Annotated in this window: 16 protein-coding genes and 1 pseudogene; all 17 read right to left on the reverse strand. The window is 36.2% G+C overall.

Going from position 1 to position 17,552, the window contains the following annotated elements:
- Positions 1-85: 85 nt before the first annotated feature.
- Positions 86-799 (reverse strand): CpsD/CapB family tyrosine-protein kinase, encoded by a 714-nt coding sequence (locus ABNX05_RS10640; protein ID WP_349659702.1) that lies wholly within the window; start codon positions 797-799, stop codon positions 86-88.
- Positions 799-1,524: a YveK family protein gene (locus ABNX05_RS10645; RefSeq protein WP_349659703.1), complete on the reverse strand. Its 726-nt coding sequence runs from the start codon at positions 1,522-1,524 to the stop codon at positions 799-801. Before ABNX05_RS10645 ends, ABNX05_RS10640 begins: the two co-directional genes overlap by 1 nt.
- Before the next feature lie 153 nt (positions 1,525-1,677).
- A complete protein-coding gene (locus ABNX05_RS10650; RefSeq protein ID WP_349659704.1) occupies positions 1,678-2,694 on the reverse strand; it encodes a glycosyltransferase family 2 protein in 1,017 nt (338 codons plus the stop codon).
- A complete protein-coding gene (locus ABNX05_RS10655) occupies positions 2,673-4,217 on the reverse strand; it encodes an oligosaccharide flippase family protein (protein WP_349659705.1) in 1,545 nt (514 codons plus the stop codon). Before ABNX05_RS10655 ends, ABNX05_RS10650 begins: the two co-directional genes overlap by 22 nt.
- A gap of 42 nt (positions 4,218-4,259) precedes the next feature.
- Positions 4,260-5,012: a glycosyltransferase family 32 protein gene (locus tag ABNX05_RS10660; RefSeq protein WP_349659706.1), complete on the reverse strand. Its 753-nt coding sequence runs from the start codon at positions 5,010-5,012 to the stop codon at positions 4,260-4,262.
- Between the two features lie 54 nt (positions 5,013-5,066).
- On the reverse strand, positions 5,067-5,975 hold the full coding sequence (locus ABNX05_RS10665) for a hypothetical protein (protein WP_349659707.1): 909 nt from the start codon (positions 5,973-5,975) through the stop codon (positions 5,067-5,069).
- A 61-nt stretch (positions 5,976-6,036) separates the two neighbouring features.
- Positions 6,037-6,969 carry an O-antigen ligase family protein gene (locus ABNX05_RS10670; protein ID WP_349659708.1) on the reverse strand — a complete coding sequence of 311 codons (933 nt, stop codon included), beginning with the start codon at positions 6,967-6,969 and terminating at the stop codon, positions 6,037-6,039.
- A gap of 271 nt (positions 6,970-7,240) precedes the next feature.
- Positions 7,241-8,011, reverse strand: coding sequence for a tyrosine-protein phosphatase (locus tag ABNX05_RS10675; protein WP_349659709.1), 771 nt, complete (start codon positions 8,009-8,011; stop codon positions 7,241-7,243).
- Positions 8,012-8,383: 372 nt separating this feature from the next.
- Positions 8,384-9,943, reverse strand: coding sequence for a ribonuclease Y (gene rny, locus ABNX05_RS10680; protein WP_349659710.1), 1,560 nt, complete (start codon positions 9,941-9,943; stop codon positions 8,384-8,386).
- A 987-nt stretch (positions 9,944-10,930) separates the two neighbouring features.
- Positions 10,931-11,995 (reverse strand): recombinase RecA, encoded by a 1,065-nt coding sequence (recA, locus tag ABNX05_RS10685; protein WP_349659711.1) that lies wholly within the window; start codon positions 11,993-11,995, stop codon positions 10,931-10,933.
- A gap of 317 nt (positions 11,996-12,312) precedes the next feature.
- On the reverse strand, positions 12,313-13,569 hold the full coding sequence (locus tag ABNX05_RS10690; protein ID WP_349659712.1) for a competence/damage-inducible protein A: 1,257 nt from the start codon (positions 13,567-13,569) through the stop codon (positions 12,313-12,315).
- A gap of 17 nt (positions 13,570-13,586) precedes the next feature.
- A complete protein-coding gene (gene pgsA / locus ABNX05_RS10695; protein ID WP_197141993.1) occupies positions 13,587-14,165 on the reverse strand; it encodes a CDP-diacylglycerol--glycerol-3-phosphate 3-phosphatidyltransferase in 579 nt (192 codons plus the stop codon).
- A 50-nt stretch (positions 14,166-14,215) separates the two neighbouring features.
- Complete coding sequence (locus ABNX05_RS10700) at positions 14,216-15,115, reverse strand: helix-turn-helix domain-containing protein (RefSeq protein ID WP_349659713.1); 900 nt, start codon at positions 15,113-15,115, stop codon at positions 14,216-14,218.
- A 39-nt stretch (positions 15,116-15,154) separates the two neighbouring features.
- Entirely contained in the window at positions 15,155-15,937 is a 783-nt protein-coding gene (locus ABNX05_RS10705; RefSeq protein ID WP_197141989.1) for a DUF3388 domain-containing protein, read from the reverse strand.
- A 226-nt stretch (positions 15,938-16,163) separates the two neighbouring features.
- Positions 16,164-16,421 carry a DUF3243 domain-containing protein gene (locus ABNX05_RS10710; RefSeq protein ID WP_079560524.1) on the reverse strand — a complete coding sequence of 86 codons (258 nt, stop codon included), beginning with the start codon at positions 16,419-16,421 and terminating at the stop codon, positions 16,164-16,166.
- Positions 16,422-16,466: 45 nt separating this feature from the next.
- Positions 16,467-16,793: an SDR family oxidoreductase gene (locus ABNX05_RS10715; RefSeq protein WP_349659714.1), complete on the reverse strand. Its 327-nt coding sequence runs from the start codon at positions 16,791-16,793 to the stop codon at positions 16,467-16,469.
- A gap of 193 nt (positions 16,794-16,986) precedes the next feature.
- Positions 16,987-17,382: pseudogene (locus tag ABNX05_RS10720) on the reverse strand (RNA-guided endonuclease InsQ/TnpB family protein); the annotation flags it as partial.
- Between the last annotated feature and the right edge of the window lie 170 nt (positions 17,383-17,552).

Below are 17,552 nucleotides of genomic sequence, written 5' to 3' on the forward strand. Positions count from 1 at the left end.
AGGCGCTGATACTCTTTCTGATTGTCTATAAAAAACTGACAAGCTATTAGGTACTTGTCAGACGGACGTTGCTGTTTTCTGTTTTCTATTTTCTTGTATGATAATACTGGCTCTTATATTGTTCTTTGGGCAGAGCATAGTTATTCATAACAACGCCTAATATTTTCGCTTGTGCTACTAGTAAGGAATTTTTTGCTTTGACAACACTAGATTTCTCTACTACTCCTGTATTAACAATAAGTAGTGCACCATCTGTTTTATTCGCCAAAATTTGTGCATCGGTCACAGAATTAACAGGCGGCGTATCAAAGATAATTACATCATAATAAGCTATCATTTTTTCTATTAACGTATCCATCATTTCTGAAGCAAGAAGCTCTACAGGATTAGGTGGGATTGGTCCACTAGTGAGGACAAATAATCCTTCTATAAACGTTTCTTGTATCGCTTCGCTCAACGTGTCATTTTGTATCAATACACTTGATAGACCTGAAATATTAAGCAATTCAAATGTATAGTGGATAGCAGGTCTTCGCATATCAGCATCCACTAATAAAACTTTTTTACCTTCTTGAGCAAAAACGATTGCAATATTTGCTGCATTCGTTGTCTTTCCTTCACCAGGGATAGATGATGTCACTAAAATTGTTTTACACGATAAATTAGGGAGTGCAAATTTTAAATTTGTTCTAATTGTTCGAAACTGCTCAGAAATGATAGAAGTTGTGTGTACGTTAGTCAATAGTTTCCGTTGCATCATCGCTAATGCTTTCTTTTTTTTATTTTTCATTTTAAACATTATGTGACTCGTCTCCCTCTTCTAGTAGAGATAGATCCTCTGCCTTCTTTTATTGAACTTACAAAACCTAATATCGGTAAATTTAATAGCTCTTCAATTTCTTGCTCTGTCTTTATTGTTGAATCGAAAAATTCTACACTAAATGCAATACCTGTTCCTAAAAGTAGTCCAAGAAAACCAGAAATCGCAATATTTAGAATTTTTTTCGGTTTCACTGGTTGTGGATCATCAGCTAATTTAGCTACTGAAAGGACATTGATATTATCTACGTTCATCAGTTTTTGAATATCTTCTTTAAAGACATCTATTATCGTATTGGCAATCTCCACCGCACGTGCTGGTTTTTCATCAAGAATCTTTATAGAAACTACTTGTGATTGGCTTTCATTATTGACTGTAATTTTTTCTGCTAATTGTTCGGGAGATAATTCTAATTTCAACTCTTCAATTACTTTTGATAGAATAGCTGGGCTTTTTATAATGACATTATACGTATTTATTAATTGTAAATCTGTCTCAATTGAATACGCACCCGTATACATTTGTTGTTGATCAGTATTTTTTTGATTGATTAATATTTGAGTTTCAGCCTGATATACGGGTGTGATGACATAGTAGCTAACATAAGCAGCCAATGCCATCGCGATTACGATTATCGAAAGAATAAGAAGTATACGTTTTCGTAAGATTTTTACTATCGCCTTTACTTGAATAGAATTCTCCATCGAATATATCTCCTTCCCCTAAACTATCTAAATTTGTGTAATGGAGTGTGATATTCATAGTTTATTGTTATAGTAGCTAGTAAAATGAAATACTCAATTATATATTTATTATATAAATTTATGTCCTATGTTATTCCTAATACAACAAGTAATTCATTTTTTCCTCATCGATAAAAAAATGATAAATGCTAGCGTAGATACAGCATTTTTTTTCAACAGCTGATAATAGAGCTTCTTTTTCAATGAAAATTTTATTGGATTTAACTCGAGAACATGAGGGTAGTCATCAACAAAACTGACTATTTCTTCTTTAATCTCTTTTAATAAATGGAGCCCCTTATATGGGGAACCCTGCAAATGAAGTGTTAAATTTACTAAACCTGAAAATACATATCCATTAAAGCTAGTTTCAATGGATGTAAAAATATTTTCAGCTACTAATGTCTCACGAATACGTTCATAGATTACATCATATTTTTCTCGCTCATTCTTACGGTAGCTTCTCGTTAATGATTGCTGTGGCAACACATTGTAATGATAAAGCTGCTGAGGCACATAACAAATTGTCGTACTCTTTGTGATCGCTTTTGTAATGAATAAAACATCTTCAGAAAAATTCATATCCTCTTCAAATCGAATTCCAAATTGATCAAGAAAGGCTTTAGAATACAATTTGCAGCAAGCAAAACCGAAATGTTTTTCATGAAATTCAGTAAATAATAAATGCAAACATTTCTGAGGGTCAAAAAGTGCATTTGCTGTCGACGGATAGTTCAGACGATTGCCATCATTTTTCCCATCTACAAAAACGTCACATTTAACTATTTCAGTTTCTGTTTCTTGAATAGCGTTATATAATCGTTCCAACATAGATGGCTCTATCCAATCATCCGCATCGACAAACGTAACGTATTGACCTCTAGCCTTGTTAATCCCTATATTTCTTGCATGACTAACCCCACCATTTGATTTATTATGAATGATTATTCGCTGATCTTGTAAGGCAAATTGATGTAAAATAGAAAGAGAATCGTCAGTACTGCCGTCATTAATCGCAATAATTTCGATTGGCTTTAACGTTTGTTGGCAAATACTTGCTAGACATTTCTTTAAATACGATGCTGCGTTATATACCGGTATAATAACAGTTACGAGGATTTCTGACCCCAAAATTTCACCCCTCCAGCTAGGCTGAGCATTTTCATTTTTCCAATTAAATATTTTCGATCAGAAGTAGAAATTCCAAATATGAACAAAGATATACCAAAAATCATACTGTATAAGGCAATATACAGTCCTAGAATGTACCAAGTATTCGAAAGTGGGAAAACAATTAGTATAACTTGCATTAAAAGGGACGCAATAACAATAGATACGAAAAGCTTACTAATGCGTAACCAAAATCTTTTAATATTCAGTTGTATTTTTTTTGCATAGTAAACATTCATAATACATACATTCCCAATAAATAACGATACCGCAGTTATGATTGCTGTTCCAATAACCCCGAAAAAATAGATGGCAGGAATAGATAGAATAAAATTTGTGCTAGCAAGTGTAATTAACAATACCGTTCGAAACTTAAACATGTTTTTTGCCTTTAACACACTCAAACCTATATTTTGAATTAAATCGACTGAGAAAGGCAACATGATGATCAGTACGATCGGATAGACGATTAAATATTCATCACCTATCCATAATGAGATAAAAGTTTTACCAAATAAAAAAAAGCCACTTAGTACATATCCAAGAATCATTAGCTGAATGGCGCCAACATTGACAAATAACCGATTAATCTCCATTAGACCATCTGCTTGTGTCACCAACATTGAAATCTTTGGCAAATACAAATCACTTATGGCAAGTGCTAGTGCCATAAAAATCATAATAAATTGTATAGCAATTGCATAAATGGCTACATCTTCTGTTCCTTTCATAATCCCTAGTAATACTTGGTCAGTTTGCCAATAAATTTTATCCACTATGACTGTCACAAACAAAAAAAATGAATAGACGAATATTTCTTTTATAAGGCCTGGATTATAACCAGAAAAGATAAATCGTACTTTTAAAGTTTTCAAACAAATAATAGAATTTATTATTAATACACATACATTTAAGCTAGCTACAATATAAACCATCCCCACTGCATCAGCATCTTGTAACAAGAAAAACAGCATCAGTAACGGTTGTACTATTACTTTTATAAATGAAGTTAACTTAATTAGTATGAATTTTTCATAGGCTTGAAGTATTGAAGAGAAAACACTTAATGGAAATTGTAAGGCAAAGCTTACGGTCATCACCATTACCATTACTTTCGCCTTTTCGATTTGCAATGAAGATAAGCTTTGTCCAAAAATTGTCTCGACTTGGAAATATACAAAACAACCGATGGCAAGTGTAAACACACCTATAATCGAAAAAAGTCGCAGAAAAAAGCCATTTAATCTAGCTTCCATCTCCTTATCCCCGACTACTCGATTATTAGAAATATAACGAATAATTGCATTCCCTAAACCAAAATCTAATATTGTTAAATATCCAACAAAAACTGTAATTAATGTGTATAATCCGTATTCTTCTTGACCAAGAATTCGAATCATAATAGGGGTAAACACAATTGCTACTATAAACGTACAAACAATAGATAAGTAAGAGAGAATAGCACCCATCCGAATTTCCTTCATTACTCCACCTTGCCTCCACTTGTCCTTTTATGGATTACATTTTTACTCGAAAATCTTGATACCATTTAATTTTTTTCGTGTTTTATTTAACTGATCAAAAGCATTCGGTCCAAATAATTTGTTGATAGCATATTTATAACGCATTACTTTTTTATGTCGTTTTTTTTGTTGCTCTGACAACCATGAACCATTAAAGTGATGGATCGTAAAAGTATTAACAGTTTGGTTAATCGTTCCTGATTCGAAGTCCTTTGCACAGAAATATTCAAATGGATATATGTGTAGGTCGTCATCCAATCGCCTATGTTGGTTGGACTCTGTAAATCCATACCTTTGTCTCGTTAGATCTGTAATGATAACAGTATTTGTTTGTTGACCTTGTTCCGTATAGAAGCTTTTATCTTCATAATAATCTAGCAGTAACTTAATCCATGGATGCCCCTTTACAGCCCCCATTGTACCGGTTACACATGTATCACTATTTTCTCCGCCAGTAAATGCTTGATGAGATAAAAAAGGGTTTAACGATTGCACAACTTCTACATCTGAATCCAAGTAAATGCCACCTTGTGTATATAGGGCATATAACCTTACATAATCAGCTACATAAGCATATTTTTTAGATTCGTAGGCTTCTTGTACAAATTGATTGGATTGAATATCAAATGATTTTTCATTCCATTCAATTAGTTCATAGTCAGGCATTAATTTTTGCCAGGAGGCAATACACGCTTCAACTACCTGCGGATAAAGATTTTCGCCAAACCAACAGAAGTGAATTTTTTTAGGAATCATTATACAATTTCCTTTCTGTTATCCAAATAAATTAACGGCATATCACATATCAAACTATTTCATTACTAACTTAATAAACTCCATCAGTTTTACCCTATCTAACAATAGGCTCCACTCTAAATAACTAACATCTGGTGTCACAAATTCAAAGCTATTTAAGTTTGCCATCGTAAAATTTGATAAATTTCGGTGTAATTTAAAAAAGTGTCCCTGTGTTTTCCGTTCAAAATTGTTGACCCAAGGATAATCGGTCGTAACAATTTTCAAATCTAATGCGCAGTACTCAAGGAGTTTAGTTGAAGCTTGTAAATTGAAAGGGTACACATCAGGCATGTAATTCAGGCCGTATTCAGCCTTTGACGCTAGAAGAGGAACTTCATGGTAAGGAAGTGATCCTGAAAAGATAATATTATTATAGTCTTTGAAAGATTTATATAATTCATTTGTTGGATTTCCTATTAATAAAATCGTTCTATCCTTTAAAGTTGTCGTAAAGGGATTTAGCGCATCAGCGGTACCTCTTTCAGTTCCCATTGCGCCGACATATACAAAGTCGTACTCTTTTTTTGATGTTTTGATGAAAAAGTCTTTTGATATTCCCATATCTCGATGAATTTTGGGAACATTGTCCTTCATCTTAAAATCCTTTTCCACAAGTTCATTCAAAAATACGCGACCATGTGGTTTAACATTACAAGTCTTTTTTACAAAATTTTTCAACATCGGAAAATGACCAGTTGATAACGAATTATATTCATGAATAATCTTTGTCTCTCTTGAATGTTTTTTTATATCTAAACCAGGAAATTTCCATATTAAATCTATATTAGTTTTTGGAATTTCATCTATCTCCGCTGTTAAAATGGTGCTGGCTTCTATATTATCCTGCTGATTTAAATATGCTACATAGGCTGAGATTTCTGGTAAAAATGATTTTCCGTTGTTGACAAATCCAATCTTCAAATAGATGATTCCCCCTTCTTACAACTGCTAATTTTCATTTATAATGGTCTGTCTATTAATTTCACGCTTTATTCATATTTGACCTATTGAGTGCGAGTTTATGATGGGTAAATGAATTTCCGGAAAGAACAAATAAAACAATCATTATCGGTGTTGTATAAATAATAATTTCCGTCATTGAAAGTAAAATATAGGTTATAAGTATTAAAAACGGTAATAGTTGTAGCATGTTCGTATACTTAACTTGTTTTTTAGCAAAAGAAAATGCGTTCCATACTAATGCTGCTACGAATAGTAGAAAAAATGTAACGGCCAACCAACCATACTCAGCTAATAAGGCGATAAAGGTATTATGTGCGTCCAATTGTCCAACATGATAATTTTCTCCATGGCCAAATAATGTGGAATCTTTTATGATGTTTTGCCAAATAGCCATTCGTCCATCAGATAGATCAGCCGATTTCTGCTGAAATTTCCCTACAATTTTTTGAACCGCTTCATTTAGTATCGGAATTTTACTTAGACTAAAAATGAATGCCACACTTAGTACAAATAGAACCGTTACGAGTGCGCCCACTTTTCTAATATTTGAAGCGTTTTGAATAGCTAACAAGACCATACTCATTATGACAGCGGTTAGTACGGTGATGGCAGCCGTTCTACTTTGAGTTAGTAAAATAATATAAAAAACAAAAAAGAATAGGCTTACTAGAACTACGATAGGAACCTTGTTCTTTACACCTTGAAAATATTGAATAGTCCCAGCTAGTAATACGACTGCTAATAATGTCATGGCCAATCCCATCATGTTCGGGTTGCTATAAATCCCCGCAAATGCGTTGAAAACAACTCGATTCATGAAAAAAGATAAGAGAAGAATAATGAGATGTGAGAGACAAATACTAATAGCTAGCACATGTAAAGTAGCTGTTTGAAAAGAGTTATATATAATCGATAACCCTATATACATCGTAAGCATACATACAATATTCATAAGTGATTCCATATCAGAATTGGCTAAAGCACTTATTAGCCCACAAATAATAAATAAATAGAAAAATAAATCGCTCACATACATCCTGCGAATATTTGCGCTGCGATTATAAATAAAAAGGATGATCGGAAAGATGGAAAAAAAGACAGTAAAGTAAATTAGTATAGATATTTCATAAGATAATGCACTGGTGAGTAGTAATACACTCATACATATTGTTAGGATAAAAAACCGCACTTTCATCACCCTCACTATAGCTTCATTTCGTATGTTATTTTGTGAAAAGATGCCACCATTTTCTTTCACTTTTTACGATTGGCTCCGCAATTAATAGCTGCTTATTTTCTAAAATACGTTCATTGTTTTCAAGAAAAAGGTCGACCATATCCAGCTGTTTCATTTTCTCCAAGTAATCTAACCCAGCTTCAAAAAGCAATGGTCTTGTAGATATATTATGGACATCTGAACCATACGTATGAACAAGTCTTGCTTCTATTAAATCCATTGCAAATTGTTGAATTTTTTTGCCAAAATGCCCAGCAATGCTACCTGCCGTAATTTGTGCTAATGCCCCATCACGAATGAATTGTTCAAGGAGCGCTACGTTTTGTCGAATAGCTCCATTTCGCTCAGGATGCGCAATAATCGGTGTAATACCCGATGCAACTAATAACCTAATAATTTCCTTGCAATAGAAAGGGATTGTTTCTGAAGGTAATTCCAGTAAAAGGTAGTTTGAGTTTGCTAACGTATGAAGCTGTTTAGTTGTGATTGACTTTAAAATATTTTCATTAATGCGCACTTCATGTCCAGGAAATAGTTTGATTGGCCATGCTCTTTTTTCTATTTCTAGCTGTAAAGTATGTACTTGATGTAATACAATTTCATATGGCACATCGTACATGGGGTGCTTGGCATGAGGGGTCGTAATAATGGCTGTTATACCTTGCATCACAGCATGTTCTAGTAATTGCAATGACTCTGAAAGTTGTTGTGGTCCATCGTCAACTCCGTATAATAAATGACTGTGAGTATCAACCATGCTCTATCATCTCCCCATTCCAATTCATCACCTAACTGTTTTTCACCAATTTAAATTATTATTAGTAGAATTTTTTTTGCTGATAAATAAAGGCACTTATTGTATATATGCCTATTTTCACGGTAAATATGACAGTAGCTTACACACAACCAAGTTAAGAAAAAAGCGCAAAAGCGCTGGAGAGGCCGAAGCAAAAGTAAACGCTCCACCACTTTTGCCCGAGGAAACGAAGCGACCTCGAGGATGTAGCGCTTTAGCCTAGATCCTCGAGGTCGCTTTAGGTATTGTACAGGCAAAAAATCTATAGTTTCCTTAACTATAAAAAAACGTCTTTTACTCTATTTTGAGTAAAAGACGTTTTTTGTATGACAATTATTTTGCGTATTCTACGGCACGTGTTTCACGAATAACCGTTACTTTAATATGGCCTGGGTAATCAAGTTCTTCTTCAATTCGCTTACGGATATCTCTCGCTAAGCGATGTGAAGCCAAGTCATCTATTTTTTCAGGTTGTACGATAATACGGATTTCACGACCAGCTTGAATTGCAAAGGATTTTTCTACACCATCATAGCTTTCGGAAATTTCCTCTAACTTTTCAAGTCTACGGATATAGTTTTCAAGCGTCTCACTTCGAGCACCTGGACGAGCTGCTGATAACGCATCAGCTGCAGCTACTAACACGGCAATAACAGATGTTGCTTCAGTATCACCATGGTGAGAAGCAATACTATTTATAACGACCGGATGTTCTTTGTATTTTGTAGCTAATTCCACACCGATTTCGACGTGGCTACCTTCAACTTCATGGTCAATTGCCTTACCAATATCATGTAATAAGCCTGCACGGCGAGCTAAAGCTACATCTTCACCAAGTTCAGCAGCAAGTAAGCCTGCTAAATATGCGACTTCAATTGAATGTTTTAGGACGTTTTGTCCATAGCTTGTACGGTATTTCATGCGGCCTAAAATCTTCATTAAATCTGGATGTAAGTTATGAATGCCAATTTCAAATGTTGTTTGCTCACCTGTTTCGCGGATTTGTTCATCCACTTCACGACGAGCTTTTTCCACCATTTCCTCAATTCGAGCAGGGTGAATGCGGCCATCCTGTACAAGTTTTTCAAGTGCAAGTCGAGCCGTTTCACGACGAATTGGATCAAAGCCTGATAAAATAACTGCCTCTGGAGTATCATCAATAATTAAATCTATACCTGTTAACGTTTCCAAAGTTCGGATATTACGACCTTCACGACCAATAATACGACCTTTCATTTCATCATTTGGCAAGTTCACGACAGATACTGTTGTTTCTGCAACGTGATCTGCTGCAAAACGCTGTAGTGCCAGTGATAAAATTTCACGCGCTTTTTTATCTGACTCTTCCTTCGCACGTGTCTCAGCTTCCTTCGTCATCACAGCAATATCAGTTGCTAGCTCTTTTTCTACTTCTCCTAAGATAATAGCTTTTGCTTCATCTCTAGTTAAAGCCGAAACTCTTTCTAGCTCTGTTTTTTGCGAGGCAACGAGCTCGTCCACTTTGCTTTCCATCTGTTCAATATGCTGTTGTCTTTCGCTTAGAGCTTGTTCTTTACGCTCTAAACTTGCTTCTCTCTTATTTAGAGCATCATCTTTGCGATCAAGATTCTCTTCTCTTTGCAATAAACGGTTCTCTTGTTTCTGAAGCTCAGAACGACGTTCACGAATGTCATTTTCTGCTTCAGTACGAAATTTGTGAGTTTCATCTTTGGCTTCAAGTAGTGCTTCTTTCTTCAATGCCTCCGCTTCTCGTTTTCCTTCTTCAACGATTGTTTCAGCGACATGTTTAGCACCAGTGATTTTTGAGTCATTCACTTTTTTCATGTAGATATAGCTAACAGCGGCACCAACGATGAGTCCAAGCAAAGCGGAGATGATAGTAATTGCATCCATATGAACACCTCCTCTTGCTATTTGGGTAATACAGTTTCAGTCGGCGCATACATTCATTTCACCTTGGCATAATTATGTCCCGGATTTTGAATTGTGTTCAAGTATGCACGAGGACCGAAACGATGTCGGTCATTCGGTAAAGTCACTGGACGTGGTGTTTTACCTATGCAAATTAGTTAGCCGTTTTCGCAGGATGCGAAGCTTTAAGGCGAACGTTCTTATGCATCATTGTCTGTTCAAAATCTTGCCATTTGCCAGAGGCTTCAACTTCATTTACGAGATCTTTAAAAGCCTTTCCAAAATGAAGTCAAAATGTAATGTACTGCCTATTTAAAGTCATAATTCAGAAATTATACATATTTAATTGTATAGCTAGCCTCAAGCTCTGTCAAGGATAGTCGGGCATCTGTTCGCCTTTCAAAAGAAAAAAAGTCAGTCATATCCATTAGGAGAATTAATTACCTATTACTTTTACACTAACGTTAAATTTACCTTTTCATATTCATACGTAGAAGCAGTACTTAGGAAGTATTATTTTCTTTTGGTGGAAGCTATTTATTCCCGATGCTATATCAAATTTACGGTGAGGAAAATATGATCCCCACTTCCCTTTATGACGTTCAATCTATCACTTCTTTGATTCTATCCTTCGGTACCTCTTCCTATTGCCGACTCATTGCTCAATTGCCTTCATCACTAAATATATGGATATCCTAACAAATATTATACAACCACATTCCCCAGTATGTGTAAAGAACAAATGCGCAAATGCGCTCGTTTACATCCGACAAGCGCTGGAGAGGCCGAAGCAAAAGTAAACGCTCCATCACTTTTGCCCGAGGAATCGAAGCGACCTCGAGGATGTAGCGTTTTAGCCTAGACGCCGACTATGCTTTAGTTTATCCACAGGCAAAAAATCTATAGTTTCCTTAAAAAATAAAAAAATGCATTGCTCTCACTATAAAGAGTGGGAACAATGCATTTATATTATTCATCTTCAAGAAGAAGCTTTAATTCATCATCCATATCTTCCTCTTCATCATGCGCAGCAATTGTATAAGATGAAGATGCAATACCGTAAGAAGCACGGATTTTATTTGCGATGTCGTCAAGCACTGCTGGATTTTCTTTTAAATACTGTTTAGCATTTTCACGACCTTGACCTAGGCGCTCATCACCGTAAGCGTACCAAGAACCGCTTTTTTGAACAATGTCTAGTTCAACACCTAAATCGACTGTTTCGCCCTCTTTTGAAATTCCTTCACCGTACATAATGTCAACTTCAGCTGTACGGAATGGTGGTGCTACTTTGTTTTTCACAATTTTAATTTTTGTACGGTTACCCATAATGTCATTGCCTTGTTTAATAGCTTCTGCACGACGTACTTCTAAGCGAACGGAGCTATAGAATTTAAGTGCACGTCCACCAGGTGTTGTTTCTGGGTTTCCGAACATAACACCAATTTTTTCACGTATTTGGTTAATGAAAATAGCAATTGTTTTTGATTTATTGATAGCACCTGAAAGTTTACGTAAGGCCTGAGACATTAAACGCGCTTGTAAACCAACATGCGAATCACCCATATCTCCTTCGATTTCCGCTTTCGGAACTAATGCTGCTACTGAGTCAATAACGATGATATCGATAGCACCACTACGTACTAATGCTTCTGCGATTTCAAGCGCCTGTTCTCCTGTATCTGGTTGAGATAATAAAAGCTCATCAATATTGACACCCAATTTTTGTGCATATATTGGATCTAATGCATGCTCAGCATCGATAAACGCTGCTTGTCCACCATTTGCCTGAACCTCTGCAATGGCATGAAGTGCAACCGTTGTTTTACCTGATGATTCAGGGCCGTATACTTCAATAATACGTCCACGTGGATAACCACCTACACCTAATGCAGCATCAAGTGCTAGCGAACCACTTGAAGATGTAGCAATTTCTAAATCCGTCTTTTCGCCAAGTTTCATGATAGAACCTTTACCAAAGTTCTTTTCAATTTGTTTTAACGCCTGTTCTAAGGCTGCTTTACGATCACTCATTCATTTTCCTCCTTCGAAAACTGTTCACTGTTTTTCTCTATCTCTACTATACTTGTTTTTAAGAGAAGACGCAAGAAAAAAGCGAACGTTTATTCGTTTTTATTCAAAATAAAAATTTGGGTAACTTTCCATTACCCAAATTTCTATTTTCAACTATATTATGGACCATCACTAAAACGTGTGGTTGATTTTCGTTCTGGCTGGGCGCTCTCCTAGGGGCGTCCAGTCTCCCAACTTATTTACATAGTAGACGTCGTTTTACCAAAAGTCATCTGCAACTTTTGGTGATGAACCTATATTATGCCGGGGCAAATTAATTAACGTTTTTTAAAGCCTCTTTCTTCTAAAAGCTGCATTAAATAATGACAAGTAAATTTCGCAGCCCGCAGTCGATTTGTATTACGCATGCCCGATAAATGAAGTAAGTACGTGATCGGTTTCTCATCACCAATTGCGATACCAATCCAAACCGTCCCTACTGGTTGATGATCATGGGCTGTAGGACCTGCTGCACCTGTTAATCCAATACCAATATTAGTATCAAATTTTTCACGTACAGCGCTAGCCATAGCTGCTGCACATTCACTGCTTACAATCCCATGTGTAGTTAATAATTTTTTAGAAATACCGAGCTGCTTTATTTTAGCCTCTTCTGTATACGTAACAACGCCACCAACTAGGGCATCCCCAACACCTGGTATTTCTGCAAGCTCAGACTGAAATAATCCCGCTGTTAAACTTTCTGCCGCAGAAATTGTTAACTGATTATCTAGTAACATTTCTACTGTTTTAGAGGCTAGAGAATCATCATCTATACCGTATTGATAGTCACCTACAAGCGCTTGGATCTCTGCTACCTTTGCAGCAATAAGCTGCTGTGCTTCTTGCTCCGTTTCTGCCTTGGCAGTCACACGCAGTGTAACTTCGCCGTCAGAAGCAAGTGGCGCAACAGTTGGGTTTGTTTGCGAATCTAAAATGGCTTGGACACGTACTTCAAGCTCTGCCTCTCCAATGCCATAAAAACGCATAACATGCGATAGTATAACCCCTCCAGTATTTAACATCGCACTAAGCTTTGGCTTTGCTTCAAACTGGAACATCGGCTCAAGCTCTTTAGGTGGCCCCGGAAGCAAAATATAAGTACGCTCATCTTTAGTTAGTATCATACCAGGTGCCATACCATGATGGTTTGCAAGCACCTCACTACCTGCTAATATTAAAGCCTGCTTACGATTATTGTCCGTCATTGGACGTCCTCGCTTTGCAAAAAATTGCTCAATATATGTCAGCGCGATATCGTCAAATTCAAGAGTAACGCCAAGATGACGAGCAATCGTTTCCTTTGTTAAATCATCCTTAGTAGGTCCAAGCCCACCAGAAAAAATGATTAAATCAGCACGAGACTCTGCAATGGAAATAGCTTCTTCTAAACGTTGTGCATTATCTCCAACTACAGTGTGATAATACACATTTATCCCTAATTCGGACAACTGACTAGAAATAAACTTTGCATTTGTGTTCGAAATCTGACCAAGCAATAACTCTGAGCCAACTGCAAGAATTTCAGCATTCATGATCCTCAAGACCTCTCTTATTTAGAATCGAGTAAGGCACGTCGATTTAGATAGAAATAATCCCATCCAGACCATAGTGTAAAGAACAATGCAATATATAACATAATTGTATCAAACGGAATACCAATAAGTGTAAATATTGTATTGTGTAAAAGTGCTGCTCCGATGGCGACAATTTGGGCCCACGTTTTAATTTTACCAAGCTGGTTTGCCGCAACAACTTCTCCTTCACCTGCCAATATTAAACGAAGACCAGTTACTGCAAACTCACGGCTAATAATTATAATTATTATCCATGCAGGCGCCATATTAAGCTCTACCATTAAAATAAAAGCTGCTGAAACTAGTAATTTGTCAGCAAGCGGGTCTAAAAATTTACCAAATGTTGTCACAAGATTATACTTACGTGCGTAATAACCATCCACCCAATCAGTCGCTGAAGCAAAAATAAAAATAAGTGCACCTACAAAATGATGAACAGGCATATCCGCACCGAATAGTGACATTGTTCCCCAGCCAAAATCAAACATCATAACAATGACAAAGAACGGAATAAGTAAGATTCGAGAGATGGTAATTTTATTTGGAATGTTCATTTTTCTAACACCTTTCATGATGAAAGAAAGTAGTCATCACTAGATGACTACTATTCTTTATTGAAATTGATGACGATGTTTTGCGTTACAGCTTGCTGTGCATACGTTAAAGGCTCGTCATTAATGTATACCTTGGCTTGCGTTGAATTACCTAAACGGATACGAGCATAATTTTGAGATGTTGCGTCAAATTCTACTACTTCTCCTGCATTATATACACGAGTATCTGTTAGTATTTCTTGTTGCTGTTGGTCTCGAATACCGATAAATGTAGGACCTGATACTTCGATACGTATTTTAAATGTATCTGCACCTGTTAACGTATATGAAGTTGTAGCACCATCCGCTTCAACAGTCCCTGCTGAAATCGATTGCTTAACCTCTTCAGTTTCGTCAGGTGTATCCTTTGCTGAATCTGTTGACTCTTGTTTGTCATTTGATTGAGCTTTTTTATTTTCTTTTTCTTTATCTTTTTCTGTATCTATAGGTTTTGCTTTTGTATCGTATTGCATTTCTGGAGGCGTCTCATCTCCAGCATTCGGTACTGCACTATTTTTAGACTGCATGAGTACCCAAATTACTACAATAATGACAATGATAAATAAACCAACGATTATTTTCGGCATTGCCTCCATCACTTTAGTAGAAGGGCCTTTTGAAATTTTTCTTCTACTTGGACTATTCGTCATCGATTGACTTACTTGATTGTTTGGAGTACCTGGTAGCTCACTTTTATACGTTTCTAAAATTTCCTCTGCGTTCAAATCAACGGCGTCAGCATATTGTTTGATAAAAGCTCGTACATAAAATGAACCAGGCATGATCGAATAATTGCCCTCTTCAATACCTATTAAATAACGCTTTTGTATTTTCGTTATTTCTTGTAAATCGTCTAAACTGTAGCCTTTAGACAGTCTCGCCTCTTTCAGTCGAGTCCCTAATTCTGCCACTCAAAACACCTACTTTAACATCAATTTAAAAATTAAATCCTAAAATCCTCCAAATGAATTGGATTCGGACATCATATGGTTTTTTTCCATTATCTCATACGTAATTTCTTCATCTGGGTGATGACGTAATTCAATGATATAATCAAAATCCTCTATCCTATAATCTGAATGCTGAACAAACATGTCTGGATGCTCGACGACCTTTATGGAAGGCATATTCATCATTTCACGCACTAGTTGTAAATGCCGCTCATCAGATGAACGACGTGTTACAATGCCATCTAATATAAAAATATTATTGTCACTGAATTCATCACCAGCGAGTTTATTGCGAACAGTCTGCTTAATCATTGTAGATGATAAAAAAATCCATTTTTTATTGGCACATACACTAGCCGCTACAATCGATTCAGTTTTTCCAACTCGAGGCATTCCACGTATTCCTATGAGCTTATGCCCTTCTTTTTTAAATAGCTCAGCCATAAAGTCAACTAAAATACCAAGTTCATCTCGGACGAAGCGGAAGGTATTTTTTTCATCTGCATCTCGAGGAATATAATGACCGTGCCTTATGGCTAAACGATCACGGAGTTTTGGTTGTCGAAATTTGGTTACGTTAATATGTTCCATTGTCGAAACAATTGTACGAAAACGCTCAATTGTCTCATCGTTGTCTGTATGCACTAACATACCACGTCGATCCTCATCGACACCATTTATTGAAATAATATTGACACGAAGCATCCCTAAAAGTGAAGCAATATCTCCTAATAATCCAGGGCGATTCACCTGAATTTCATATTCAAAGTACCAATCGCTCAAACACACTCGTTCCCTTCCTATTAGTTAACGTAAAAAATCCCTTATAAGTTCCATCATAGCTGATTTTTTATGTAATGGAAAGTTAGAATACATGGAATTATAGCGTTATTTTTAAAAACTTACTATTTTTTTTTTGAACATCCTAAATAGGCTTACATACGTTCCCTTTTCTATACAGAAATTGCTTTATTAAATAGAAAAAAGAGGAGATCACTCTCCTCTTTTTTTACTGTACAGGTTTATTTTGCACAAGTTTAACGACACAATTCGCCAGTGCGTGTTTTTCTTCTTCAGAGGCAACGCCCCATAAATCCGACAGCACTCGTTCTTGTTCATTTTTAGGATCGACATTTGTCGCCAAATATTCTCCAATTTGTACAGCAGCTTGTTGAATCATTTGCGATGGCACACCGCTAGATTCTGCTCGCATAACATTTTGACCTAAAAACGATGTCCATTTATGCCAGTTCTCTAAGATAGTCATACTGTTCCTCCTCCTTTACACATGTAGTATGTGCAAAAAAGAACATTATATGTACCAACCACCGTTTAATCGAATTACTTGTCCCGTTACATAATCTGCATTTCCAGAAAGGTAGAAGCGCACCATTTTAGCAACATCCGTTGTTTGTCCAGCTATCCCTAGCGGAATGTCCTCTAAAATATAGTCAAGCTCCTCTTCACTTAAATGACTGTTCATCGAGGTATTTATAAAGCCAGGTGCAATGGCATTAACTCGAATACGTGACAGTGCCGCTTCTTTCGCATATGACTTTACAAAAGCATGTTGGGCGCCCTTCACAGTTGCGTATAGAGCTTCACCAGCCGATCCAGCCTCTCCCGATACGAAAAACATATACATTTCTTCAAAAAATGTAAACATCTCTACTGTGACACAACTTATTTCTTTCGAATTTCGTTTTGTGTCTTCCTTATTCTCCGAGTCTGGTTTCGCAAAAAGCTACTGCCATTTTGTATGACTCTCCAAAGGCTTAAATTCTGCAGTATCGTAGCGTACACACCTAAGGGTTAGTTTTTAGTTAAGCTCCTTAGATTGAATAATTTGCTAAGTTAATGCTTGCGTTCAAATCTCTATACAACTTTAATCCGCAAGAGCAGATAAATAATCTGTCTTTCAGTTTCAAATCGAATTTGATTTGTCCACAACTAGAACAAGTTTTGGATGATGGATACCATCTGTCGGCTTCAATAAATTCAATTCTGTATTTTTGACATTTGTATTGAATTTGCCGTTTGAATTCATATAGCTTTTGCCCGGCTACCGCCTTCGCCAGATGTTTATTTTTCATCAACCCTTTTACATGTAAATGTTCCATTACAATACGAGATGGCTTGGTTTTCACAATCTCATTAGAACATTGATATAAATGATTTGTTCGGATGTCATTAAGTCACTTATATAAATTGCGGATTTCAGAGTTTAGCAAATTTCCCAATGGACATTCATTCCATGCGTATCACCTCTCTTTCACTCGGATAAAATCACATTACCCTATTTAGAGAGGTTGTTAACATTCTTATAGTTGTATATGTCTTTCTTGTTCACATGAAGGCGCAACCCTTCATGCAGTCTTTCTCTCACGAGTAGACCTCT

This window comes from Lysinibacillus zambalensis, assembly GCF_040183165.1.
GTDB lineage: Bacteria > Bacillota > Bacilli > Bacillales_A > Planococcaceae > Lysinibacillus > Lysinibacillus zambalensis.

Excerpts from the sequence above, each read along its gene's own strand:
- ABNX05_RS10640 (WP_349659702.1), bottom strand. The coding sequence starts at position 799 with ATGTTTAAAATGAAAAATAAAAAAAAGAAAGCATTAGCGATGATGCAA.
- ABNX05_RS10645 (WP_349659703.1), bottom strand. The coding sequence starts at position 1,524 with ATGGAGAATTCTATTCAAGTAAAGGCGATAGTAAAAATCTTACGAAAA.
- ABNX05_RS10655 (WP_349659705.1), bottom strand. The coding sequence starts at position 4,217 with ATGAAGGAAATTCGGATGGGTGCTATTCTCTCTTACTTATCTATTGTT.
- ABNX05_RS10660 (WP_349659706.1), bottom strand. The coding sequence starts at position 5,012 with ATGATTCCTAAAAAAATTCACTTCTGTTGGTTTGGCGAAAATCTTTAT.
- ABNX05_RS10670 (WP_349659708.1), bottom strand. The coding sequence starts at position 6,969 with ATGAATATTGTATGTATGCTTACGATGTATATAGGGTTATCGATTATA.
- ABNX05_RS10675 (WP_349659709.1), bottom strand. The coding sequence starts at position 8,011 with ATGGTTGATACTCACAGTCATTTATTATACGGAGTTGACGATGGACCA.
- rny (WP_349659710.1), bottom strand. The coding sequence starts at position 9,943 with ATGGATGCAATTACTATCATCTCCGCTTTGCTTGGACTCATCGTTGGT.
- recA (WP_349659711.1), bottom strand. The coding sequence starts at position 11,995 with ATGAGTGATCGTAAAGCAGCCTTAGAACAGGCGTTAAAACAAATTGAA.
- ABNX05_RS10690 (WP_349659712.1), bottom strand. The coding sequence starts at position 13,569 with ATGAATGCTGAAATTCTTGCAGTTGGCTCAGAGTTATTGCTTGGTCAG.
- pgsA (WP_197141993.1), bottom strand. The coding sequence starts at position 14,165 with ATGAACATTCCAAATAAAATTACCATCTCTCGAATCTTACTTATTCCG.
- ABNX05_RS10710 (WP_079560524.1), bottom strand. The coding sequence starts at position 16,421 with ATGACTATCTTAGAGAACTGGCATAAATGGACATCGTTTTTAGGTCAA.
- ABNX05_RS10715 (WP_349659714.1), bottom strand. The coding sequence starts at position 16,793 with ATGTTTTTCGTATCGGGAGAGGCTGGATCGGCTGGTGAAGCTCTATAC.